Annotated in this window: 22 protein-coding genes; 7 read left to right on the forward strand and 15 right to left on the reverse strand. The window is 68.3% G+C overall.

What is annotated here, in order from left to right; genetic code table 11:
• Positions 1 to 2: 2 nt before the first annotated feature.
• From OYT95_RS30740 to OYT95_RS30765, 6 genes are all read right to left on the reverse strand, one after another.
• Entirely contained in the window at positions 3 to 635 is a 633-nt protein-coding gene (locus tag OYT95_RS30740; protein WP_268789938.1) for a hypothetical protein, read from the reverse strand.
• Positions 636 to 750: 115 nt separating this feature from the next.
• Positions 751 to 1899, reverse strand: coding sequence for an MFS transporter (locus OYT95_RS30745; protein ID WP_268792294.1), 1149 nt, complete (start codon positions 1897 to 1899; stop codon positions 751 to 753).
• A gap of 61 nt (positions 1900 to 1960) precedes the next feature.
• Complete coding sequence (locus OYT95_RS30750) at positions 1961 to 3202, reverse strand: dihydrolipoamide acetyltransferase family protein (RefSeq protein WP_268789939.1); 1242 nt, start codon at positions 3200 to 3202, stop codon at positions 1961 to 1963.
• 30 nt (positions 3203 to 3232) lie between these two features.
• Positions 3233 to 4216, reverse strand: coding sequence for an alpha-ketoacid dehydrogenase subunit beta (locus tag OYT95_RS30755; RefSeq protein WP_037240105.1), 984 nt, complete (start codon positions 4214 to 4216; stop codon positions 3233 to 3235).
• Positions 4213 to 5310, reverse strand: coding sequence for a pyruvate dehydrogenase (acetyl-transferring) E1 component subunit alpha (gene pdhA, locus OYT95_RS30760; RefSeq protein ID WP_268789940.1), 1098 nt, complete (start codon positions 5308 to 5310; stop codon positions 4213 to 4215). The genes OYT95_RS30755 and pdhA overlap by 4 nt, the downstream gene beginning before the upstream one ends.
• Before the next feature lie 243 nt (positions 5311 to 5553).
• On the reverse strand, positions 5554 to 5922 hold the full coding sequence (locus OYT95_RS30765) for a DoxX family protein (RefSeq protein WP_268789941.1): 369 nt from the start codon (positions 5920 to 5922) through the stop codon (positions 5554 to 5556).
• A gap of 115 nt (positions 5923 to 6037) precedes the next feature.
• On the opposite strand from OYT95_RS30765, the gene OYT95_RS30770 reads away from it, so the two are divergent.
• Positions 6038 to 7066, forward strand: a complete 1029-nt coding sequence (locus tag OYT95_RS30770; RefSeq protein WP_268789942.1) for a phosphotransferase family protein — start codon at positions 6038 to 6040, stop codon at positions 7064 to 7066.
• Between the two features lie 22 nt (positions 7067 to 7088).
• Here the strand turns inward: OYT95_RS30770 and OYT95_RS30775 are convergent, their stop codons facing one another.
• Positions 7089 to 7550 (reverse strand): acyl-CoA thioesterase, encoded by a 462-nt coding sequence (locus OYT95_RS30775; RefSeq protein ID WP_268789943.1) that lies wholly within the window; start codon positions 7548 to 7550, stop codon positions 7089 to 7091.
• Positions 7551 to 7608: 58 nt separating this feature from the next.
• On the opposite strand from OYT95_RS30775, the gene OYT95_RS30780 reads away from it, so the two are divergent.
• Genes OYT95_RS30780 through OYT95_RS30790 form a run of 3 tightly spaced genes read left to right on the forward strand, consistent with a single transcriptional unit; the run spans position 7609 to position 10590 of the window.
• Positions 7609 to 8799, forward strand: a complete 1191-nt coding sequence (locus tag OYT95_RS30780) for a benzoate/H(+) symporter BenE family transporter (protein WP_268789944.1) — start codon at positions 7609 to 7611, stop codon at positions 8797 to 8799.
• Positions 8800 to 8806: 7 nt separating this feature from the next.
• Positions 8807 to 9325 carry an O-acetyl-ADP-ribose deacetylase gene (locus OYT95_RS30785; RefSeq protein WP_112298696.1) on the forward strand — a complete coding sequence of 173 codons (519 nt, stop codon included), beginning with the start codon at positions 8807 to 8809 and terminating at the stop codon, positions 9323 to 9325.
• The gene (locus OYT95_RS30790; RefSeq protein ID WP_174233757.1) at positions 9322 to 10590 is read left to right on the forward strand and encodes a cation:proton antiporter; all 1269 of its coding nucleotides are present in this window, start codon (positions 9322 to 9324) and stop codon (positions 10588 to 10590) included. Before OYT95_RS30785 ends, OYT95_RS30790 begins: the two co-directional genes overlap by 4 nt.
• 56 nt (positions 10591 to 10646) lie before the next feature.
• Here OYT95_RS30790 and OYT95_RS30795 read toward each other — a convergent pair whose 3' ends face one another.
• The 5 genes from OYT95_RS30795 to OYT95_RS30815 form a co-directional block, all read right to left on the reverse strand.
• A complete protein-coding gene (locus OYT95_RS30795; protein ID WP_037240089.1) occupies positions 10647 to 12080 on the reverse strand; it encodes a nucleobase:cation symporter-2 family protein in 1434 nt (477 codons plus the stop codon).
• A gap of 10 nt (positions 12081 to 12090) precedes the next feature.
• On the reverse strand, positions 12091 to 12984 hold the full coding sequence (pucL, locus tag OYT95_RS30800) for a factor-independent urate hydroxylase (protein WP_081792633.1): 894 nt from the start codon (positions 12982 to 12984) through the stop codon (positions 12091 to 12093).
• Between the two features lie 2 nt (positions 12985 to 12986).
• Positions 12987 to 13331 carry a hydroxyisourate hydrolase gene (gene uraH, locus OYT95_RS30805; RefSeq protein ID WP_037240118.1) on the reverse strand — a complete coding sequence of 115 codons (345 nt, stop codon included), beginning with the start codon at positions 13329 to 13331 and terminating at the stop codon, positions 12987 to 12989.
• A complete protein-coding gene (uraD, locus tag OYT95_RS30810; protein ID WP_128641784.1) occupies positions 13328 to 13837 on the reverse strand; it encodes a 2-oxo-4-hydroxy-4-carboxy-5-ureidoimidazoline decarboxylase in 510 nt (169 codons plus the stop codon). The genes uraH and uraD overlap by 4 nt, the downstream gene beginning before the upstream one ends.
• Positions 13838 to 14057: 220 nt before the next feature.
• The gene (locus OYT95_RS30815) at positions 14058 to 14873 is read right to left on the reverse strand and encodes a shikimate 5-dehydrogenase (RefSeq protein WP_268789945.1); all 816 of its coding nucleotides are present in this window, start codon (positions 14871 to 14873) and stop codon (positions 14058 to 14060) included.
• 85 nt (positions 14874 to 14958) lie between these two features.
• Between OYT95_RS30815 and OYT95_RS30820 the strand changes: the two genes are divergently transcribed.
• Positions 14959 to 16533: a molybdopterin-dependent oxidoreductase gene (locus tag OYT95_RS30820; protein ID WP_268789946.1), complete on the forward strand. Its 1575-nt coding sequence runs from the start codon at positions 14959 to 14961 to the stop codon at positions 16531 to 16533.
• 5 nt (positions 16534 to 16538) lie between these two features.
• On the opposite strand, the gene OYT95_RS30825 is transcribed toward OYT95_RS30820, so the two are convergent.
• The 3 genes from OYT95_RS30825 to OYT95_RS30835 form a co-directional block, all read right to left on the reverse strand.
• On the reverse strand, positions 16539 to 17240 hold the full coding sequence (locus OYT95_RS30825; RefSeq protein ID WP_268789947.1) for an HNH endonuclease family protein: 702 nt from the start codon (positions 17238 to 17240) through the stop codon (positions 16539 to 16541).
• A gap of 65 nt (positions 17241 to 17305) precedes the next feature.
• Positions 17306 to 17623, reverse strand: a complete 318-nt coding sequence (locus tag OYT95_RS30830; protein WP_037240073.1) for a hypothetical protein — start codon at positions 17621 to 17623, stop codon at positions 17306 to 17308.
• 71 nt (positions 17624 to 17694) lie between these two features.
• Complete coding sequence (locus OYT95_RS30835; RefSeq protein WP_268792295.1) at positions 17695 to 18597, reverse strand: NADP-dependent oxidoreductase; 903 nt, start codon at positions 18595 to 18597, stop codon at positions 17695 to 17697.
• A gap of 379 nt (positions 18598 to 18976) precedes the next feature.
• Here OYT95_RS30835 and OYT95_RS30840 point away from each other — a divergent pair, with 379 nt between their 5' ends.
• A complete protein-coding gene (locus OYT95_RS30840) occupies positions 18977 to 21808 on the forward strand; it encodes a DEAD/DEAH box helicase (protein WP_268789948.1) in 2832 nt (943 codons plus the stop codon).
• Entirely contained in the window at positions 21805 to 22578 is a 774-nt protein-coding gene (locus OYT95_RS30845) for an SWIM zinc finger family protein (RefSeq protein ID WP_037240066.1), read from the forward strand. The genes OYT95_RS30840 and OYT95_RS30845 overlap by 4 nt, the downstream gene beginning before the upstream one ends.
• The last annotated feature ends 20 nt before the right edge of the window (positions 22579 to 22598 follow it).

Genomic DNA, 22598 nt, shown 5'->3' on the forward strand with positions numbered 1-22598 from the left:
CCTCAGAGGCGCAGACTGCCGCGGTGCCGGGAGAAGGCGATGGCCGCGGTGTCGGGCCTGCGCTCTTCACGCTCGGCGGCGACGGGGGAGTACAGCATCAGGGTGGACGCCAGCGCCCACCAGATTGCCAAGATGACCACACTGGCCGCGAGGCCGAAGATGCCGATTGGCCCGACCAGCGCAGCGGCCCCTGCGACACCGAGGACGACGGCGAAACCGAGCCCCGCGATGACGGGCCGGAACCGCGGCGCCGACACCAGCAGAGCCGAACCGTACAGCGCGGTGACGGCGACGACGTGCCCGCTCGGCAGGAGCACCGACGGCGCATCCGATTCCCACGCCCGGACAGCGGCGCTGGTGAGATTCGCGCCGATACACAGCAGCAGTACCGCACCCATGCCGTACGAAAGTTTTCGCATCGCCGCGACGATGGCGAGGACCACGGTCGCTGCGAGCACCGTGGTGACGTCGATCGCCTGGATCACGGGATCAGCGACGGGTCGGAGTGCCTCCGGGAGGACGAGACCCGACGATTGGGGGCGGATGAGGTACAGCGCGCACAGTGCCACCACACCCGCCGCGGCGAAGGCGAGGCGACGAACACTGCGACGCAGCCTGCTAGTCGATTCGGTCACGACACACAGTGTGCCAACCGACGCTGAACGATCGATGAGAGGCCGCTGTGAGGTCGGTGAACGGTCCTGTTCGTGCGGCGAGCGTGTGTCCCGATAATCGGTCGGGTGCCGAGTGTCAGGTGCGCCGGACGGCCCCCGCGAACGTGGCGGCCACCAGCACGCAGGCCAGGGGCACCACCATCGCGACGGTGAGCGGAACCACCTGGGTGATCCAGCCGATGGTGGCCGGGCCGGCGAGGAATCCCACGTATCCCAGCCCGACCACCCGGGACATGTTGGTGCCCGCGGAACCGGCGCCGAGGTTGCCCGCGGCGGTGAAGATCTGTGGGACACAGCCCGACAACCCGAGGCCGAACAGCGCCCAGCCCAGGACGGTGAGCGGGAGCAGCCCCGAGACGACGACGAGCAGCATTCCGAGGGCGGCGATCAGGGTGCCGTAGCGGACGACGGCGACGGGACCGAGCGCGCCGCTCACTCGGTCCGCGGTGAACCGGCCCACCGTCATCATCACCGAGAACGCTCCGAACGCGAGGGCGGCGACGGAATCCGACGTTCCGAGGTGTTCCTTGACCTGCAGGGTGCTCCAGTCGTTCGCGACACCCTCCGACAGCATGAGCATGAAGGCGATGCCACCGAGTGCGAGGACCCGCGTGGACAGCCGGCCCTGTGCCTTCTCGGCGGGAGCGATCTCGTGCCGAGAGCGGGGACGGTCCGCCATCAGCCACCGCGAGCCCGCGGCGACGGTGACGACCCCGACGACGGCGGCGGTCAGTAGCGCGGTCAGGGGTTCCCATCCGGCGGCGAGCGTCGCCGCTCCGAGCAGTGATCCCGCCACCCCGCCCACGGAGAACAGGGCGTGGAACGCCGACATGATCGGCCGTCCGTACCGCTGCTCGACTTCGACGGCCTGCGAGTTCATCGACACGTCCAGTGCGCCGTTCGCGAAGCCGAACACGAGCAGGGCGAGGCCGAGCTGCCAGGCCGCGGAGGCCAGCCCCGGACCCACGGTGGCGGCCGACAACACGAGTCCGGCGATGATCACCATCCGTCTGCTGCCGAATCGGTCGGCCAGCGGACCGCTGACCTGCATGCCGCCGATCGCGCCGACCGCCAGCAGGAGCAGCAGCGAACCCAGTGTGGAGTGGCTGATGCCGGTCCGGTCCTCGATCGCCGGAATGTGCACGACCCACATGCCGAGGAGGAACCCGTTGATCCCGAAGATCCCGAACGTTCCCGCACGGGCCCGGCGGAGCGGCTCGGCCACTCGTGTCCGCGTGTCGACCGCGGACGCTCGGGAAGTGCTCACCGACCAAACGTACCGAGGATCAGAGGTGCGCGAGCAGTGAGGCGGGATCGTGCAGCATCGCCGCGACGGACGACAGGAACCTCGACCCCTGCTCGCCGTCGACCACCCGGTGATCGAACGACACGCTCAGGGTGGTGACCCACCGCACCGCGAGTTCGTCCTCGTGGACCCACGGTCTCCTGGTGACGCTGCCCAGGCACAGGATGGCCGATTCGCCGGGGTTGAGGATGGGTGTGCCCGCGTCGACACCGAACACCCCGACGTTGGTGATCGACACCGTGCCGCCGGTCAGCTGCGCGGGCTCGGCTCTGCCTGTGCGCGCAGTCGCGGTCAGCTCGGTGATCGCGCGGCACAGTTCGAGCAGGCTCAGCGACTGCGCCTCCTTGATGTTGGGGACGACCAGACCGCGGGGCGTGGCGGCGGCGATGCCGAGATTGACGTAGTGCTTGGTGACGATCTCCTGGTTCTCCTCGTCCCATGAGGCGTTGAGGCTCGGGTTCTCGCGCAGCGCGACGATCATCGCCTTCGCCACCAGGCTCAGCGGTGTCACCGACAGTCCCTCGAAGGCGGGGTTCTCCCGCAGGCGTTCGAGCAGTTCGACCGACCGGGTGACGTCGACGGTGACGAATTCGGTGACGTGCGGGGCGGTGAACGCGCTGCGGACCATCGCCGCCGCAGTCTGCTTCCGGACGCTGCGGATCGGGGTGCGGGTCTCGCGCTCCGACGGCGCCGGGCCGGATGCCGACGGCAGGGCCTGCCCGGCCGAACCCGCATGGGATTCCACGTCGCTTCGGGTGACGGCACCGGACGGCCCCGTCCCCGCGATGACGGCGAGGTCCACCCCGAGTTCCCGTGCAGCCGCCCGGGCTGCCGGCGACGCGTCGGGGCGCCGACGGTGCGGGCCGGACGTGCCGGTCTCCGGAGCGGTCACCAGCTTCCGCCGAGCGCGTTTGCTCTCGGCGGCGGCCTCGGGCCCGTACCCCACCAGAACGGGCGTGCGCGCGGGTGGTTCCTCGGTGGCCGCATCCGTCGCGATCCGGATGATCGGCGTCCCGACCGGCACCGTCGCGCCCGCCGGAACCAGCAATTCCTCCACGACACCCGCGTACGGCGAAGGCAACTCGACGAGCGCCTTCGCTGTCTCGACTTCTCCGATCACCTGATTGAGTTCGATCGTCTGGCCCACCTCGACGGCCCAGGAGACCAGCTCGGCCTCCGTCAGCCCCTCACCGAGATCGGGTAGGCGGAATTCCTGCGCCAACGGACGGCTCCTCTCCTCCGATGAGTGCGATCAGGCCGCGAGGCTGCGATCGACCGCGTCGAGCAGGCGGTCGGCGTCCGGCAGGTGGTGCAGTTCCAGCTTCGCCGGGGGATACGGGACGTCGAATCCGCCGACCCTCAGGACGGGCGCGTCCAGCTGGTAGAAGCACCGCTCGGAGATGCGGGCGGCGATCTCCGCACCGAGGCCGAGGAACGTCGACGCCTCGTGTGCGACGACGAGCCTTCCGGTCTTGCGAACCGACTCCTCGATGGTGTCGAAGTCGATCGGCGACAGGGAGCGCAGGTCGATCACCTCGAGGGAGTGCCCCTCGTCGGCGGCGATGGCCGCGGCCGACAGTGCCGTCGGCACCACGGAGCCGTACGCGACGATGGTGGCGTCCGTGCCCTCCCGGGCCACCCGGGCCCGATGCAGCGGCAGGTCCGGTTCGGCGTCCACGTCGAACTCGGCCTTGTCCCAGTACCGCCGCTTCGGTTCGAAGAACACCACCGGGTCGTCCGCCGCGACGGACTGCTGGATCATGTGGAACGCGTCCGCCGGGTTGCTGGGTGTGACGACGCGCAGTCCGGCGGTGTGCGCGAAGTATGCCTCCGGCGACTCCGAATGGTGCTCGACCGCACCGATGCCGCCGCCGTACGGGATCCGGATCGTGAGGGGCGCGGTGACCCTGCCCTGGGTGCGGTAGTGAATCTTGGCCACCTGCGACACGATCTGGTCGAACGCGGGATAGACGAACCCGTCGAACTGGATCTCGCAGACGGGCCGGTAACCGCGCAGGGCCATGCCGAAGGCGGCGCCGATGATTCCGGATTCGGCGAGCGGGGTGTCGATGACCCGGTTGTCGCCGAAATCCTTCTGCAGGGTGTCGGTGACGCGGAAGACCCCGCCGAGGCGTCCGACGTCCTCACCCATGATCACGACCTTGCGGTCGTGTTCGAGAGCGCGCCGGAGGCCTGCGTTGAGTGCGGCGCCGAGCGACAGCGTGGTGGTGGTCATGACAGTGCCTCCTCGATGCCTGCGAAGCCCGCGAGGTACGCGGCGTACTGTTCGCGTTCCTCGTCGATGAGTGGGTGGTCGGTGGAATACACGTGCTCGAACAGGTCGAGCGGCTCGGGATCGGGCGCACCGATGGTCCCGGACCGCAGTCGCGCCGCGACGTCGTCGGCGGTGGCCTGCACTCCGGCGAGGAACGTGTCGTCGAGCAGGCCCTCCCGGTCGAGGAGGCGCCTCATCCGGTCGATCGGGTCGCGGGCTTTCCAGATCTCGGTCTCCGCTGCCGCCCGATACCGGGTGGGATCGTCCGACGTGGTGTGGGGGCCCATCCGGTACGTGATGGCCTCGATGAATGTCGGCCCACTGCCTTCGCGGGCCCGTTGGGTGGCCTGACGGGTGACCGCGAGGACCGCGAGAACGTCGTTGCCGTCCACCCGGAGGGCGGGCATGCCGTACCCGGCGGCACGCTGGGCGATGGGGACGGGACTCTGCAGGCGGACCGGTTCGCTGATCGCGAACTGGTTGTTCTGGCAGAAGAATACGACCGGCGCGTTGAAGCTCATCGAGAAGCCGAGGGCCTCGGCGAGGTCGCCCTGACTGGTGGCGCCGTCGCCGAAGTAGGCGATCGTCGCGATCTCCGCACCGTCCAGATGGGCGCCCATGGCGTATCCGGTGGCGTGCAATCCCTGGGAGCCGACGACGATCGCGGGATTCGTCACGTTCACGGAACTCGGATCCCACGCGCAATGGGCGCATCCGCGCCACATGCGGGTCATCACCCCCGGGTCCACGCCCCGGCAGTAGGCGACGGCGTGTTCGCGGTAGCTGATGAACGCGTAGTCGTCGGGACGGAGGGCGCGGGCGGAGCCGACCTGTGCGGCTTCCTGCCCGAGCATCGGAGCCCAGAGTCCGAGTTCGCCCTGGCGTTGCAGCGCGACCGCTTCGACATCCATCCGACGCGCGACCACGAGGTCCTCGTAGAGGTCGCGCAGTTGGTCGGGTCCGATGTCGCGGACCAGGCTCGTGTAGTCGGGTCTGAAGACCCGTCGGCCGTCCGGCTGGATGAGCTGGACCGGATAGGCAATCTTGTCGACCATCGGGGTCACCTCGCGTTGTCGAGTCCGTGAACCTTGTGGGTTCGTTGGAGACGGGTACTGCGGTAGGGCAGGTGTGTGTCCTACTTCACAGCATCCACGAGAACGCGAAGTGCGCAAGTGGCACCGCCGGCTTCGAGCAGAATGCCCAGTTTTGGGGGTTGCAGGTGTGTCATGCTGCGTCTAATGACCAATTCGGACACAACCGACACCAGGTTGTTGCTGCAATTGCCGGAGAACCCCGGATCACCCCGCGAACACGAACCCGATCGAGGCGAGGACGGCCAGCAACGCGAGGTAGACCGCGGGCATCGCGACGGCCCTGGTGTTGGGATTGCCGTAGTCGCCGTGCCGGACATGGAAGGCGATTGCGCACAAGAGGAGAATCAGCAGCGCCACCGTCGCGATCACTCCCAGTGGAGTCCAGTAGAGGCCGACGAGAACGCCGACACCGCCGGCGAGTTCCGCCACGCCGATCAGCCGGACCTGTTGCCTGCTCAGGCCCCGGGATTGCAGCCCCGTCCACGCGGTTCCCTTCAGTCTCAGCTTGGGAATGCTCACGGCGACGGCACTCACGGCGAGGAGCACGCCGCACACGATGAGGAAAACTTCCACGTCGGTCCCTCCAGTTCCGGCCGAATCGGCCTCACTGTTGCCACCCTAGGGCCGCGACCTGCGGTGCGGACCGGTTCCCTCCGCATCGGGCTTCGGAGCGGTTAGCATCGAGCGCGTGAATGCTGTGGGGCTGAACGAAGATGCCGTTTCTGCGTGGATTGCCGGACTCGGTGTGGGAGCGATCGCGCCGCTGAGCTTCGAGAGGATCGGGAACGGTCAGTCGAATCTCACGTACGCGGTCAGCGACGCGGGTGGTGGACGGTGGGTGCTGCGGCGGCCACCGCTCGGACATCTGCTCGCGTCGGCGCACGACGTGGTCCGCGAACATCGGATTCTGTCCTCGCTGCAGGGATCCGACGTTCCGGTGCCGAAGATCCTCGGGCTCACGGATGATCCGGAGGTCACGGACGCGCCGCTCGTGCTGATGAGTTACGTCGCGGGGGTGGTGATCGACAGCATCGGCGTGGCGAAGAAGCTGACACCCGAACAGAGGAATGCCGTCGGTCTGGCGATGCCGAAGGCTCTCGCGAAGATCCATGCGGTCGATCTCGGGGACGCCGGGCTGGAGGACCTGGCCAGTCACAAGCCTTACGCGGCAAGGCAGTTGAAGCGGTGGACGGATCAGTGGGAGAAGTCCCGTACCCGCGACGTACCGGCGATCGAGGACCTGGCGGGCATCCTCGAGCGCAACATGCCGGAGCAGGCCGAACTGTCGTTGGTGCACGGTGATTTTCACCTGAGCAACGTCATCACCTCGCCCGAGGAGGGTGAGGTGGTCGCGGTGGTCGACTGGGAACTGTGCACGCTGGGCGACCCCCTCGCCGACGTCGGCGCGTTGCTGGCCTACTGGCCCGAGGCGGGCGACGAGGACGCGGGACCGTTCCCCGCCTCCACGCTCGAGGGGTTCCCCACCCGTGCCGACCTCGTGGAGGCCTACGTCCACCACACGAAACGCGATGTCACGCATGTGGGGTACTGGCACGTTCTGGCGTTGTGGAAGCTGGCGATCATCGCCGAAGGCGTCCTGCGCCGGGTGATCGACGACCCCCGCAACAAGGCCGAGACCGGTGCGCCCACGGTCGCGCTGATCGACGGCATCGTCGCCCGGGCGGTGGCAACGGCGGAGGCCGAGGGCCTGCGCTGAACCCCCTGGTGGCGCCGGATGTTCAGACGGCGTCCGGCTCCACCAGAAGGGTTGCAGCGCTCCGGATTTCGGCCGGGATCGGCACCGGCTTCCGGGTCTTCGCGTCCACGTACACGTGAACGAACCGGCCGAGAGCCGCGAGTTCGAGCGTGTCGTCGTTCTCGCGGAAGATCGCGAGCGCATACACGATGCTCCGGGTGCCCAGCTTCTCGACGGACAACCCCACCTGCAGGCGGTCCGGGAACGTCAATTCGCTGACGTACTTGCAGGACGTCTCGGCGACCACGCCGATGGCGGGCAGATCACGGATGTCGGTGCCCGTCGTCGCGATCAGCCAGCCGTTGACGGCCGTGTCGAAGTACGAGTAGTACGTGACGTTGTTGACGTGCCCGTAGTGGTCGTTGTCCTCCCAGCGGGTCGGCAGCGGCCACAGGGCGGGGAAGTCGGCGGCGGTCGGCAGGGCGGGGGCGTCGTCGTGTTTCACCGTGCCGACCCTAATGCCACGGATCACCCGGACCACGCGTCGGGCAGAATCGCGTCCTATGTCTGTGCCCGACAGTGATGTGCGTACACCCGATTCCGCCGCCCAGCCGATCAGCGCCGGAATCGTCACCGCCCTGGTGGGCTTCACCAGTTCGTTCGCGGTCGTACTCACCGGATTGACCGCGGTGGGCGCGAATTCCGCCCAGGCAGCGTCGGGACTGCTGGCGCTGTGTGTCACTCAGGCGCTGGGCATGCTGTGGATGTCGCGGCACTACCGCATGCCGATCACGCTGGCGTGGTCGACGCCGGGCGCCGCTCTCCTCGCCGGTGCGGGGACGGTCAGCGGGGGCTGGCCCGCCGCGGTCGGGGCATTCGTCGTCGTGGGGGCGGCGGTGATCCTCACGGGACTGTGGCCGCGGCTGGGACGGCTCATCGCGGCCATCCCCCCGGCGTTGGCGCAGGCGATGCTCGCAGGGGTGCTGCTGCCGCTGTGCCTGGCGCCGGTGCTGGCGCTGCGTGACGCTCCGCTGGCCGTCGCGCCCGTAGTTCTCGTGTGGCTGGTTCTGCAGCGGTACTCGCCCCGGTGGGCGGTGCCGGCCGCGTTCGCGGCCGCCGCAGTGGTGATCGCGGTCGGTCTCGCCTCCGGCAGCGACGGACTGGACACCAGCGCGCTCCTGCCGAGACTCGATGTCACCGCGCCGGCGTGGACGTGGCAGGCGATGATCGGGATCGCGATCCCGCTGTACATCGTGACGATGGCGTCCCAGAACATCCCCGGAACCGCCGTGATGAATTCCTTCGGCTACCGGGTGCCGTGGCGGCCGGCCATGCTCGTGACCGGTGTCGGGACCCTGGTGGGCGCGCCCGCGGGTGGACACGCCATCAACCTCGCCGCCATCAGCGCCGCCCTCGCCGCCGCGCCGTCCGCGCATCCCGACCCCAGGAGGCGGTGGGTCGCGGCCTTCACGGCAGGCTGGGCGTACCTGGTCCTCGCGGCGTGCTCGGCTGCCGTGGCCTCCCTCATCGCCGCAGCCCCTGAGGGCGTCGTGGAGGCAGTGGCCGGTCTCGCGCTCCTCGGGACTCTCGGCGGGGCACTGGCCTCCGCCCTCGACGACGTCCGCGAACGGGAAGGCGCCGTCGTCACCTTCCTGATCGCCGCGTCCGGCGTGAGCATCCTCGGCATCGGGTCCGCGTTCTGGGCGCTGGTCGCCGGGCTGATCGTGCGGGTCGCGGTGACCTCGCGACGATAATGGGGTGATGACCACCATCGAGGTAGTTCAGGGTGACATCACGACGGTCGAGGTCGACGCGATCGTCAACGCCGCCAACTCCGGACTGCTCGGCGGTGGGGGCGTGGACGGCGCCATCCACCGGGCCGGTGGTCCGGAGATCCTCGCCGAATGCAGGCAATTGCGGGCCACCACGCTGCCGGACGGGCTCCCGGCGGGACAGGCGGTCGCGACGACGGCGGGCCGGTTGCCGGCTCGATGGGTGATCCATACGGTCGGCCCCGTGTATTCCGCTTCGGACGATCGGTCGGCCACCCTGCGCAGCGCCTACACCAGCAGCCTGGCGGTGGCCTCGGATCTCGGCGCGCAGTCCGTTGCGTTCCCGCTGATCTCGTCCGGGGTGTACGGCTGGCCGGCGGACGACGCCGTCCGGCAGGCGGTCGGTGCCGTCCGTGAGTCGGACGCGGGAATTCCCCGGGTTCTGTTCGTGGCGTTCGACGCACGGATGGCGACCCTGCTGCGTGGCGAGGTGGGTGAATCGCACTGAACACCGATCTCGCCTTCCTGACCGCAGGGCTGGCACTTCTGCTCGCCGCCACCGTTCCGCGCCTGTTCCAGGACCGTGCCGTCTCGGCGCCGCTGATCGTCCTGGCGGTCGGGGCGGGGGGCGGCCTGTTTCTCGGCGAGTCGGGCACCGACACCCTGTCGCCGGCGCTGCATCCGGCCGTGACGGAACACCTGAGTGAAACGTGCGTCATCGTCGCCCTGATGGGTGTGGGACTGGCGATCGACCGGCCTCTGGGCTGGCGGACGTGGAATTCGACGTGGCGTCTGCTGCTGATCGCGATGCCGTTCGGTATCGCCGCGGTCGCGTTACTCGGCTGGTGGGTGGCGGCACTGACCCCCGCCGTCGCGATCCTGCTCGGGGCCGTCCTCGCACCCACCGACCCGGTGCTGGCGTCCGACGTACAGGTGGAAGGTCCCACGTCGGGCGGCGAGTCCCATCGGGAGGACGACGAGGTACGGTTCGCGCTCACCTCGGAGGCCGGGCTCAACGACGCTCTCGCCTTCCCGTTCGTGTATCTGGCGCTGTTCATGATCGGCAAGGGGCCGATCGAGCAGTGGATCGTGCAGTGGGTGGCCTGGGAGCTGATCGGCAAGGTGGTCATCGGCGCGGCCTTGGGATGGATTGCCGGTGATCTGTTCGGCCGCGCGGTCTTCCGCTTCCCGATCACACACATGCGCCTCGCCGAACGCAGCGAACCCATCTTCGCGCTCGCCGCCACGTTCGCCGTCTACGGACTCACCGAACTCGCCGGGGGATACGGCTTCCTTGCCGTCTTCGCCTGCGCGGTCGCCATCCGCCGGACGGAGCGGGCCCACGACTACCACGCCGAGATGCACAGCCTGATCGAGCAACTCGAACACGTGCTCACCCTCGCCGTCCTGCTCCTGCTGGGGGTGGCACTCACCTCCGGTCTGCTGACCGGACTGACGTGGGGTGGGGTTCTCGTCGCGGCAGCCCTCGTGTTCGTCATCCGGCCGCTGGTCGGATGGGTTTCGCTGCTGGGCTGCGAGGAGATGTCCGGCCCCGAGCGCCGGGTCACCGCGTTCTTCGGGGTTCGCGGAATCGGGTCGATCTACTATCTCGCGTACGCCGCTGCGGAAGCCGGCGTGGACGACGAGAAATGGTTGTGGTCGACGGTGGCCTTCACCGTCGTCCTCTCCGTCCTCGTTCACGGGGTGAGTGCGACGCGGGTGATGCGCCTGCTCGATCTTCGTCGGGAAGGCGGTGCAGTCACGGACCGATAATGTCTCGACTGCACCGCTCGACCAGCGAGTTGCGCGGGGTGGCGTGGAGCGGGTCTTCACTCCTTGCGCACGGCGGAGGTGCGCGCCGTGCCTGCCGGGTGCTCCGAGTCCTCGGCTCGGTGGACGAGGACGGGCGGCGCCGCCGAGACCACCGAGGGAGTGGGCCGGTTGCCGGCCTTGATCTCGTTGAACAGGATGTTCAGCAGCACCGCGACGATGCTCGCCGCGCTGATTCCCGAGTCGAAGACGATGTGCACCCATTCCGGGAAGGCTGCGTAGAACTCGGGCACCGCGATCGGTATGACACCGAAACCGAGTGCCACCGCGACGATCACCAGGTTGAGATTGCCGTCGTACGACACCTTGGACAGGGTCCGGATTCCGCTCGCCGCCACGGAACCGAAGAGGACGATCCCCGCACCGCCGAGGACGGGCAGCGGCACGGAGGCGACCAGCCGCCCCAGGATGGGGAACAGCCCGAGAGCGAACAGGACCGAACCTCCGGCCGCGACGACGTACCTGCTCTTGATCCCCGTGATCGCGACGAGCCCGACGTTCTGAGCGAACGCGCTGGCCGGGAACGTGCCGAACACCGGTGCCACGGTGGTGGCGAGCATGTCGGCGCGGAGACCGTCGCCTACCCGGCGAGCATCGACCTTCGTTCCCACGATCTCGCCGACCGCGAGGATGTCCGCCGTCGTCTCGGTCATGATCACGAGGATCACCACGGTCATCGAGATGATCGCACCGATCTGGAACAGGGGAGTTCCGAACGAGAACACCTGCGGCAGTTCGAAGATCGCGCCCTTCCCGACGGCGCCGAAGTCGGCCTTGCCAATCAGCGCGGCGAACAGGGTTCCCACGACGATGCCGATCAGGATCGACAACCGCGACAGGGTTCCCTGGACCAGCCTGCTCACCAGCAACACGATGAACAGGCTGAACCCGGCGAGCCCGATGTTGGACATCGACCCCCAGTCCGGGGCCTTGGCGTTGCCACCCATCGCCCAGCGCACCGCGACCGGCAGGAGGGAGATGCCGATGACCGTGATGATCGACCCGGTGACGACGGGCGGGAAGTAGCGCACGATCCTGCAGAAGAACGGGCTGATCAACAGTCCGATCGCGCCGGCGACCATGATGGCCCCGAAGACCGATCGCAGTCCGCCCGGACCACTGGCCACCGCCACCATGGTGGACACCGAGGCAAAGGAAATGCCCTGCACCAGGGGAAGTTTTGCCCCGAAGTAGGGAACGCCGAGGGTCTGCAGCAGTGTGGCCGCACCGCTGACGAACAATGCCGCCGACACGAGCAGTCCGATCTCGACGCCGGTCAAGCCGGCGGCGCCGCCGACGATCAGGGGAGGCGCGATCACGCCGCCGTACATCGTCAGGATGTGCTGCAACCCGTAGACGTACGACTTTCCGAGCGGCAAACGCTCGTCCTCGGGTCCGGTTGTTCCGGCAACCCGGTGTCCGATCCGCTTCATCGCCGCGTTCCTAGCAGAATCCGGGAACGGAATCCCAGGCGCGGCCGGCGTCGGGAGCGTCCTCGCGCTCGACGGTCGCCTCGATCAGCCCGTAGGGGCGGTCGGCCGCGAAGAACACCTCGCCGGGGTTGTCGAGTCCGAACGGTTCCAGGTCGACGAGGAAGTGGTGTTTGTTCGGCATCGAGAACTTCACCTCCGCGATCTCGGGATGCGCCTCGAGTACCGCCGAACCCATCTGGAACAGGGACTGCTGCAGCGCGAGCGAATGCGTCGTGGCGAACGCCTCCAGCATGACTGCCCGCACGTTCTCGAAGGTCTTGTCGAAGTCGACGTCGGTGGTGAGGTACCGCCACCGGGCGCTCACCGACGTCGCGAGGATCCGGTCGGACGTCTCCTGCAGGGTGGTGTACTTGTCCTTCGGGTAGCCCCGGAACTCCGAGCCCGTCGACTTCAGCACCACCATGTTGCTCAGGCCGGACACGATCCACGTCCGGTCGCCGTCGATGGTGACCACGGTGTTCCGCCGTTCGTCGCTCGATCGGACGAAGGAATGGTCGTGGCCTTCGCCGTCGACCGGGATCCGCGCCCACGAGTACTGCTCGATCTCCCATCGGCCGCCGGTGATCCACTCGAATTCCGACGTGAAGTGCCGTCCGAGTCGCATGGCGAACGTCTCGATCGAGCCGACGCCGTCGCGGGCGAACGCGTACACCGTGTTCTTCTGGGTGTCCGTGGCCACGACGTGCGCGTTGTCGCCTTCGGTGTGCACCGCGTCGAGGTCGCCGCGCAATTGCGAAGTCACGGTGACGTCTTCGATCTCGTGTCGCTTCGTGTCCCGGGTGATCTTGACCAACCGGACTTCTGCCTTGCCGTACTGGTTCTGGCCGAGCACGATCTTGCTCATGATTAGCTCCCTCGGTAGGTCGAGTATGCGAACGGGCTGAGAAGGACAGGTACGTGGTAGTGCTGTTCGCTGTCGGTCAGGGTGAACGTGATGGTGACGTCGGGGTAGAACGCCGGACGACCCTTCGCTGCGAAGTAGCGTCCGGTGTCGAAGACGATCCGGTAGATGCCCGGCTCGAGTCGGGCGGGGCCCAGGGTTGTGACGCGTCCGTCGTCGTCGGTGACGGCGTCGGCCACGGTGATCCAGTCGGACTGCCGCTGGACCGTCAGCGTGACAGGCACCTCCCGCGCGGGTATGCCTTCGGCCGCATCCAGCACGTGGGTGGTGACCTGGCTGACGTCGCTCATGCGTCCAGCATTCCGGCGAGTCGACGTGCGGCGATGTCGCGTAGTTCCTCTGCGACAACGGCTAATTCGCTGGCCTCGTCGTTGAGCAGCCGGCGGTCGAGTGCGGTGAGGATGTCGGACGTGCTGCGGCCGGCGGCGCGGACGAGGAAGACCCGTCCGAACTTGTCCTCGTAGGCACGGTTGCCGTCGGTGAGCCGTTTGTGCGCTGCCGCGTCGGACGAATCGACGTTCGACTGCTCCGAGCGTGCCAGGTGCGCCTCGGCGTCGTCGCCTCCCGGGGGTTCACCGATTCGGGGATGGTGCGCGAGGGCTTGTTCGATCTCGTCCGCGGAGAGTGGGCCGGCGCCCGTTCTGGCCGCGGTGAGAAGTGAGGCGCGATCGGGGTACGGCCGGGCGGACACGAGTTCGTCTGCCCACCGGGGAATATCCAGGCAGATCCGCACCAGTTCCGTTGCCTCGGACTGTGAAGCCTCGTTGAATCGTTGGAGTCCTGCATCGAGATCCATGCGACCCTTCTTCCACAATGCGAAATAATGATTCCGTATAGAGAAGCGTGACAGGGGTCACAATTCATGTCAAGACCCAAAATTGAATTGATCCAGATTCGGACGCGAGTGCGATCCGTGGCGTGCTGGAATCACGAAGAATGAAAGCTGTTGTGGAACAACAGTTCACAAAAGGGTGCGCTGAATCGCGGGGCCCTGGTCGGGCGGCGCTGTGCTCACCTCACGACCGTGAATACTCGGATGCCCTGCGGATCTCTTCGGGGGACGGACGCACACCGGTGTAGAGGACGAACTGCTCCGCCGCCTGCAGCGCGATCACCTCGGCGCCGGTGATGACGGTCTTGTGGCGTTCGGCGGCGGCCCGGATCAGCGGTGTCGCGGCAGGCATGGCGACCACGTCGAACACGGCCTCCGCCGCGTCGATCGCGTCGAGTTCGAACGCCAGATCGTCGGCTTCGGGACCGCCCGCCATGCCGACGGGGGTGGCATTGATCAGGAGCCCTGGCCGTGCCGCGCCGAGTTCGGGTCGCCACTCGAATCCGTACAGCTTCGCGACGGCGCCGCCCGTCGTCTCGTTGCGGGCGACCACGGTCACGTCCGTGAAGCCGTAGTCGCGCACGGCGGCGACCACAGCTTTGGCCATTCCGCCGCTGCCGGCCACCGCCACGGACAGCGAGTGGGGCAACGCGTTGTCGCGCAACAGGTTCGCGATGGCCTGATAGTCGGTGTTGTGGGCGTGCAACACCCCGTCCTCGTTGACCACCGTGTTGACGGACTCGATGACCGACGCCGATTCGTGCATCACGTCGACGTACTCGATGATCTGCTCCTTGAACGGCATGGAGACGCCGGCGCCGCGAATGCCCAGCGCGCGGATGCCGCCGACCGCGGCCTGGAGGTCGTTGGTGGTGAACGCTTTGTAGACGAAATTGAGGCCCAGCTCGCCGTACAGATAATTGTGAAACCGGGTGCCGATGTTGCTCGGTCGGCCGGAGAGCGAGATGCAGAGAAGAGTGTCTTTGTCGAGCTGGTTCATCCGGTAAATACTAGTAGTGGGCTCCCATCCGTGCGCGTTCTCAGCTCCGAATACACGGTGACGACGGCAAAGGAGCAGGGCTGCGATGACAACGACGATCGGTGACCGGCACGAGGCGGCGCGGACGCCCCGGAGGCGGCGGCACCTGGTCTCCCGCGCGCTCGCCGGAGTGATCGCCGCCGGCATGGTGCTCGGGGTGGGCGAACTGCTGTCGGCGCTGATCGACCCGAACTCGTCACCGTTCTATGCGGTCGGGTCGACGACGGTGGACCGCAGTCCCGCCTGGGCTCGCGAGTTCGCGATCGACACGTTCGGCACCAACGACAAACCCGCACTCTTCGTCGGCATGACGATCCTCATCGTGCTCCTCGCCGCGACCGCGGGCATCGTCGAGCGCCCTCGGGCCCCGTTCGGCAGCGCGATCCTGGCGGTTCTCGGGCTGGTGGGAATCTATGCCTCGACCCAGCGCCCCAGCGCCACGTGGATGTTTGCGCTGCCTACCGTGGTGGGGGTCGTTGCCGGCATCGCGGTTCTGCGGGTGCTGACGACCGCCGCGCGGGCGCCCGAGGACTCCGACGTCGAGGATTCGTGGTTGCCGCGCCGGACATTTCTTCTGTTGGCCGCGGCCGCCGCAGCGACTGCCGCGGCCGCGGGAGCCGCCGGCCGGTACCTCGGGCAGCAGGTCGCGGGCGCCGTCGACAACCGCCGTGCCTTCGCCGTTCCCGAGGTGACGGACCGGGCCGCCCCGATCGCTCCGGGCACCGACATCGACGTGCCGGGCGCCACCCCGTTCGTCACGTCGAACGAGGAGTTCTACCGGATCGACACCGCACTGCGGGTCCCGCGGTTGACGACGGACGACTGGCAACTGCGCATCCACGGCATGGTCGACCGCGAGCTCACGCTGACGTGGGACGACCTGGTCTCGAGGACGCCCGTGGAACGGGTGGTCACGTTGACGTGCGTGTCCAACGAGGTCGGCGGAAATCTCGCGGGCAATGCCACGTGGATCGGCTACTCGATCAAGGACATCCTCGACGACGCCGGTGTGCACCCCGACGCCGACATGCTGTTGTCCACGAGTAGCGACGACTTCATGGTGGGCACCCCGGTCGAGGCCCTGCGGGACGGACGCGACGCGATCCTCGCGGTGGCGATGAACGGCCAGCCGTTGCCGTTCGAACACGGTTACCCGGTGCGGCAGGTGGTCCCCGGTCTCTACGGCTACGTGTCGGCCACCAAATGGGTGGTGGATTGGGAACTCACGCGATTCGACAAGGCGGAGGCCTACTGGACGAAGCGCGGCTGGTCCGCGGAAGGTCCGATCAAGACCGCGTCCCGGATTGACGTGCCCGCCTCGTTCGCGCCCACCGCGCCCGGGCCGGTGCTCGTCGCCGGAACCGCTTGGGCGCAGCACCGCGGCATCGAGAAAGTGGAGGTGCGGGTCGACAACGGCGAGTGGCAGACCGCGACTCTCGCCCCGCAGTACACCATCGACACCTGGCGGCAGTGGACCTGGGAGTGGCAGGCCACGTCCGGGCTGCACACCCTCCAAGTGCGTGCCACCGATCTGGACGGCAACGTTCAGGTGGAGGAGCGGACCCGGCCGATCCCGGGTGGCGCCACCGGCTGGCACACGCGATCCTTCACGGTGAGTTGAGGCGCTCACGGGCACCGCTGCGCCACCTCGGCGAGCGCGTCGCGGTCCGCCAGCGTCACCGGAAGCCCGTACTCCACCGCCACGGAGAGGTACTTGCCCGCGTAGAAGCAGTGGTACGCCGGGTTCGGTGGTAGCCAGTCCTGCGGGGTCCGGTCGCCCTTGTCCTGATTGTCCGCTCCGTTGACGGCCAGCAGATTGAACATGACGTCGTTGGCGAACCGGAGCCGACGCTCGGGCGACCACGTCGACGCGCCCATGTCCCACGCCGCCGCCAGCGGGTAGACGTGGTCGATCTGAACGGCTTTCGCGTCGGCTCGGTCGAACGGGAGCACGTCGCCGGAGTACGGATCGGCCAGGACCCCGCTCAGCACCACACAGTCGCGGGTGCCGTCGCGGAACGCCACCGAGCGGAGGTCGATCGCGAGAACGTTGTTGCGGGTGTCGCACCCGTCGTGGCCGCCGGCGGCGTCCTGGTTGTCGGTCCAGGCCGGGCCGAAGACGCACAACTCCTTGCCCGAACACCCGCGCTGGTATCCGCCGGGGTGCGGACGGGATACGACCGTCGCGACCCGGCCGAGCAACTCCTCGATGTGCGCGCGGCGCGGACTGCCCGGCGCGGGCTCGTCGCGCAGGTCGAGGAGCGACACCCCGCAACCGGAGACCGACAGGATCGTGGCCATCCACGCGGCCGCGTACAGAAGTCTCATGCGTCCCCCCGGCGCTCGACGACTTTCCCCCTACCGCCCGGAGTATGCACCGGGCCCCCGACAGGTCAAGTGAAGGGGAGGCGTACCGCGGCGATCGACGACAGGTGCATGCCGTCGTGGCCGATCACCCAGGAACCGCCGCTCTGCCGGCATTCCGCGAGCAGATCGAGGGTGCGGAGGAGGAAGAAGATCGCCTCGCTGGGGGTCGGGGTGACCGCAAGCCTGTGTGCCTCACCGTGTTTCATCCCGTCGAGCCACACGCCCGACTGCCCGTCCAGTCGAATCGTGACGATGTGCGTGGCATCGACGAAGGCGTACTTCCGTTGCTCCCACGGAGTGGTGAGCGCGTACCCCTGTTCGAGAACCTGGATCAGGATGCTCATGACCGACTCCCGAGTGTCCGGCAGTTACGTCTCTCCAGCATCTACCTCGGAACGGGTGAAATCCAGACCTGCTAACCGAACTCGATCACGACCTTGCCGCTCGTGTGACCGGACTCCACCATCGCGAGAGCGTCACCGGCGTGTGCGAACGGGAATCGGTGCGCGACCCGCGGGTCGAGGGTTCCGTCGGCCACCAGCGCGGCCAGCTCCGCGAACACCGCGGACGTTCGGCGCCGTTCCACTCCCGAGCCGCCGAGGTCCCGCGCGGCGAGCGGGTCGCCGGTGCTGATGATCGCCGCCGGATCCGCGACCACCCGCGCCGCCTCGGCGAGCGCGTCACCGCCGACGAGGTCGAAGACTGCGTCCACCGGGCCGGGCACGCGTGCAGCCAGTCTCTCTCCGGACGCCACCCAGCTGGCGCCGAGCGATTCGACGACCTCCCGCTTGCTCTCGCTCGCGACTCCGATCACGCTGACGTCCCGCGCCGCGGCCAACTGCAGCGCCGCCACCCCCACGCCACCGCCCGCGCCGACGACGAGCAACCGACTGCCGGGCGCCAGGTCCAGGGTGGCCAGCGCGTCGTACGCGGTTCCCGCTGCGACGGGAAGCGTGGCCGCGTCGGTGAACGAGACCGAGTCGGGCTTGTGTGCTGCCGAGGCCGTGTTGACCAGCGTGTACTCGGTGTATCCGCCGAACCCGGTGGCGGTCGCGCCGAACACGGGATCGCCGACCGCGAAGCCGGTCACCCGGGGACCGGTCTCGGCGACCACACCGGCGACCTCCCGGCCGAGAACGGCGGGAAGAGTGACGGGGACGGTGTCCTTGCGCGTTCCCGCCCGCACCTTCCAATCGGCGGGATTCACGCCGGTCGCATGGACGGCGACCAGCAGCTGTCCGGGACCGGGGGAGGGAACGGGGACGTCGAAGAACTGCTGTGTCTCGGGGCCGCCGTACTCGCTGAAGCCGTATGCCATGCTCACGCCCACAGTCCTATCACGAACCGGGGCCAGGATTCGGGCACGAAGAAGGCCCGCCGAATTGGAGTCGGCGAGCCTTCTCATGAGAACTCAGGAGCCGAACAGGCTGCCTAGGGAGCCTGTGCCTCCGCCTCCGCCACCGCCACCGCCACCCATCAAGGGTCCGAGGACCTGGATGAGTTGAACGAGAACTTCCAAGATCTGTTCCATGTCCATTTCGTCTTCCTCCGATCACTGCGATCACGTTCGGCAGCGATCCCGGTGAGTTACCGGCGTGGACAGCCGCCAACTCGTTCATCGGTGGAATATCGTCGAGGGTTACATGTCTCGAGCAGGGACTTCTCCCGCTGTCGGTCGCGCCTGATTGGATGGGTGCATGCTGCACGGCCTCTGGACACCCGGTTCGGGCCTCATGCTGTGGGTAGAGGACCGGAATCCGGCCGCCGAGGAGCCGACGGATGCGGTCGGACGGGTGCTGGCACGGAAGTTCCGGCACCACGTGAAGGTGCCGATGCCGACGCCGTCGGGGCCGGAGATGCTCGAGTGGGCCGCGGTCGCGCTGGCACCACCGGATGCGACGGAGTTCCTGCTGTCGGTGTCTGCCCGCGACCCCCGGATCGCAGGGGATCTGCGCTACCTCGCCCACGTCGCCCGCGGTGTCGAGCGGTGGGCACGGGCCGGCCGGGTGGTGCCCGAGGCACACCGGGCGGAGGGCGGCTGGTGGCCGCGCTGGCGGCTGCTCGGCGGTGAGCGCCAGCGTGCGTGGCTCACGGAACTGGCCGTCGCGATGCCGCCGGTCCAGCGTCACGGCACGACCCCCCGGGCCGTGCTCGACGACATGGTCACCGAGCTGACCGATCCCGTCGCCCGCCGGGTCCTCGAACGACGGCACCCGGACGATTCCGGCACCGATGCGGATCACCCGCTGATCGCGGCGCTCGTGCGCGGCGACCAGTTCGCCGAGGGCACCGCCCAGCTGTCGGGTTCGCTGGACGGGTGGCGCGACAGCCTCAAGGTGGACGAGCCCGAACTGGTGCTGCGGCTCCTCGAGCCGGAAGACGTGGACGTGGAGGGGGACTGGGATCCGGACACGGTGTTGTGGCGACTGGAGGTCTGTCTTCGTCCGGAAGGCGAAGCGCCGGTGCCGATTCCGCTGCACCGCACGGAGGCGAGCCGCCTGCAGATCGGGGTGCGCAAACTGACGGAGGCCGTCTCCGCCTACCCGCGACTGCAGGACGTCCCCAGTGACCCCGACAGCCTGGACCTGATGTTGCCCACCGCCGTGGTCATCGACCTCGTCGGGCACGGGGCGGTGGCGTTGAAGGAGAAGGGCATCAGCCTGCTGCTGCCGCGGGCGTGGAGTGTGGCGTCGCCGTCGATGCGGCTGAGGGTGAGCTCGCCGAGCACCCCGGCGAGCGCGGAGAACCGGGCGGTCGGCAAAGACCAGCTGGTGCAGTACAACTGGGAGCTGGCACTCGGCGACACGGTTCTCACCGCCGCGGAAATGAATCGACTGGTCAACTCGAAGAGTGATCTCGTGCGGCTGCGCGGCGAGTGGGTCCGGGCGGACCAGGAGGTGCTGTCCCGCGCGGCGCGCTACGTGGCGGAGCGGCACGCCAGCGGCGACCGGGCCATCGTGGACCTGCTGAAAGACCTGATCGCGGACGATCTCTCCGACCTTCCCGTCGAGGAGGTCACGGCCACCGGCTGGGCGGCCGCGTTGCTGGACGGCGACACGAAGCCGCAGGACGTGCCGACGCCGGACGGGTTGGACGCCACGCTGCGCCCGTACCAGAAGCGGGGGCTCGACTGGCTGGTGTTCATGAGCCGCCTCGGTCTCGGCGCCGTCCTCGCCGACGACATGGGTCTCGGCAAGACGCTGCAGTTGCTCGCGCTGCTGGCCCATGAAAACGCGCCCACCCCCACCCTGCTGGTGTGCCCGATGTCGGTGGTCGGCAACTGGCAGCGCGAGGCGGCACGCTTCGTTCCCTCGCTGCGGGTGCTCGTCCACCACGGTCCGCAGCGGCTGAGCGGTGACGACTTCACGGCCGCCGTGACGCAGAGCGATCTGGTGATCACCACGTATGCGCTGCTGGCCCGCGACGTCGCAGAGCTGAAGGAGCAGGACTGGCGGCGCGTCGTGCTGGACGAGGCGCAGCACATCAAGAATGCGAAGACGTCGCAGGCGCGGGCGGCGCGGAGCATTCCGGCGGCACACCGCGTCGCGCTGACGGGCACTCCGGTCGAGAACCGACTGGACGAATTGCGCTCGATCCTGGACTTCGCGAATTCGGGCATTCTGGGTTCGGAGGCGATGTTCCGCAAGCGGTTCGTGGTGCCGATCGAGCGGGAGCAGGACGAGACGGCCGTCGCCCGGCTCCGCGCGGTCACGTCCCCGTTCGTGCTGCGCCGCGTCAAGACCGATCCCGTGGTCATCGCCGACCTCCCCGACAAGTTCGAGATGACGGTCCGCGCCAACCTCACCGCGGAGCAGGCCGCGCTGTACCGGGCGGTGGTCGACGACATGATGGCGCAGATCAAGGACAAGAAGGGGATGAAGCGCAAGGGCGCCGTCCTCGCTGCCCTGACGAAACTCAAGCAGGTGTGCAACCACCCGGCGCATTTCCTGCGCGACGGGTCGGCGGTGATGCGGCGCGGACAGCACCGCTCCGGCAAGCTGGGGCTCGTCGAGGACATTCTGGACTCCGTGGTCGCGGACGGCGAGAAGGCGTTGCTGTTCACCCAGTTCCGGGAATTCGGTGACCTCGTCACCCCGTACCTCGCGGAGCGTTTCGGTACTACCGTGCCGTTTTTGCACGGGGGTGTCTCCAAGCAGAAGCGCGACGACATGGTGGCCTCGTTCCAGGGCGACGACGGGCCGCCGATCATGATGCTCTCGCTGAAGGCGGGCGGGACGGGCCTGAACCTCACCGCGGCCAATCACGTCGTCCACCTCGACCGGTGGTGGAACCCGGCGGTCGAGAACCAGGCCACCGACCGGGCGTTCCGGATCGGCCAGCGGCGGGACGTGCAGGTGCGCAAGCTCGTGTGCGTCGGAACCCTGGAGGAACGGATCGATGCGATGATCGCCACCAAGCAGGAGCTGGCCGATCTCGCCGTCGGGACGGGTGAGAACTGGGTGACGGAGATGAGCACCGAGCAACTGGGTGAACTGCTGCGACTCGGTGACGAGGCGGTGGGCGAATGACGAACCGGCGACCCGGGCCGTACTTCGGCCAGTACGGCAAGCGACGACCGGTGACGGGCGGGCTGGAGGCACGGTCCCGGCGGGGATCGTTCGGGCGCACGTGGTGGGGCCGCGAGTTCGTGGACATCATCGAGTTCGTCGCCGACAAGGGCCGGATGAGCCGCGGGCGGAACTACGCGCGCAGCGGTCAGGTGATCTCGCTCGAGATCGCCGGTGGGATGGTCACGGGGGAGGTCCAGGGCAGTCAGCTCCAGCCGTTCGTCGCGACCGTCTCGATCGACCGCCTCGACGAGGCGGAAGTCGCGGAACTCGTCGCGCTGGTGCGTCGGCAACCCGGCAGTCTCGCGATGCTGGCGGGCGGCGGAGTTCCGGAGGTTCTGGGGCCCCTGCTGCTGCCCGCCGGGGCGTCGGCGCTGAACTACGACTGCACCTGCCCGGACGACGGCTGGCCGTGCAAGCATGCGGCCGCGGTCGCGTACCTCACCACCGAACGCATCGACGAGAACCCGCTCGAGATCCTGACGCTGCGCGGCGTCGATCTGGACATGCTGATCGACGGTGTCGGCGGCGACTCCTCCGACGCGGACGTCGACGACTGGTTCGGCGACGACTCCTCGCTGCCCGCCCTGCCCGACGCCGACTTCCGGGCGGCGATCGACGACCTCGACCCCCTGCTGCTGCGGAAAGCGGTCCGATCGGTCAGTGAGGACGAGCGTGCGGTGGACGCCGCGATCCGGGAGCTGAAAGCGCTGTACCAGCACTTCCGCTGACCGTGCGATGATGAGGGCGC

It is taken from the genome of Rhodococcus sp. JS3073, assembly GCF_026810085.1.
GTDB lineage: Bacteria > Actinomycetota > Actinomycetes > Mycobacteriales > Mycobacteriaceae > Rhodococcus_F > Rhodococcus_F wratislaviensis.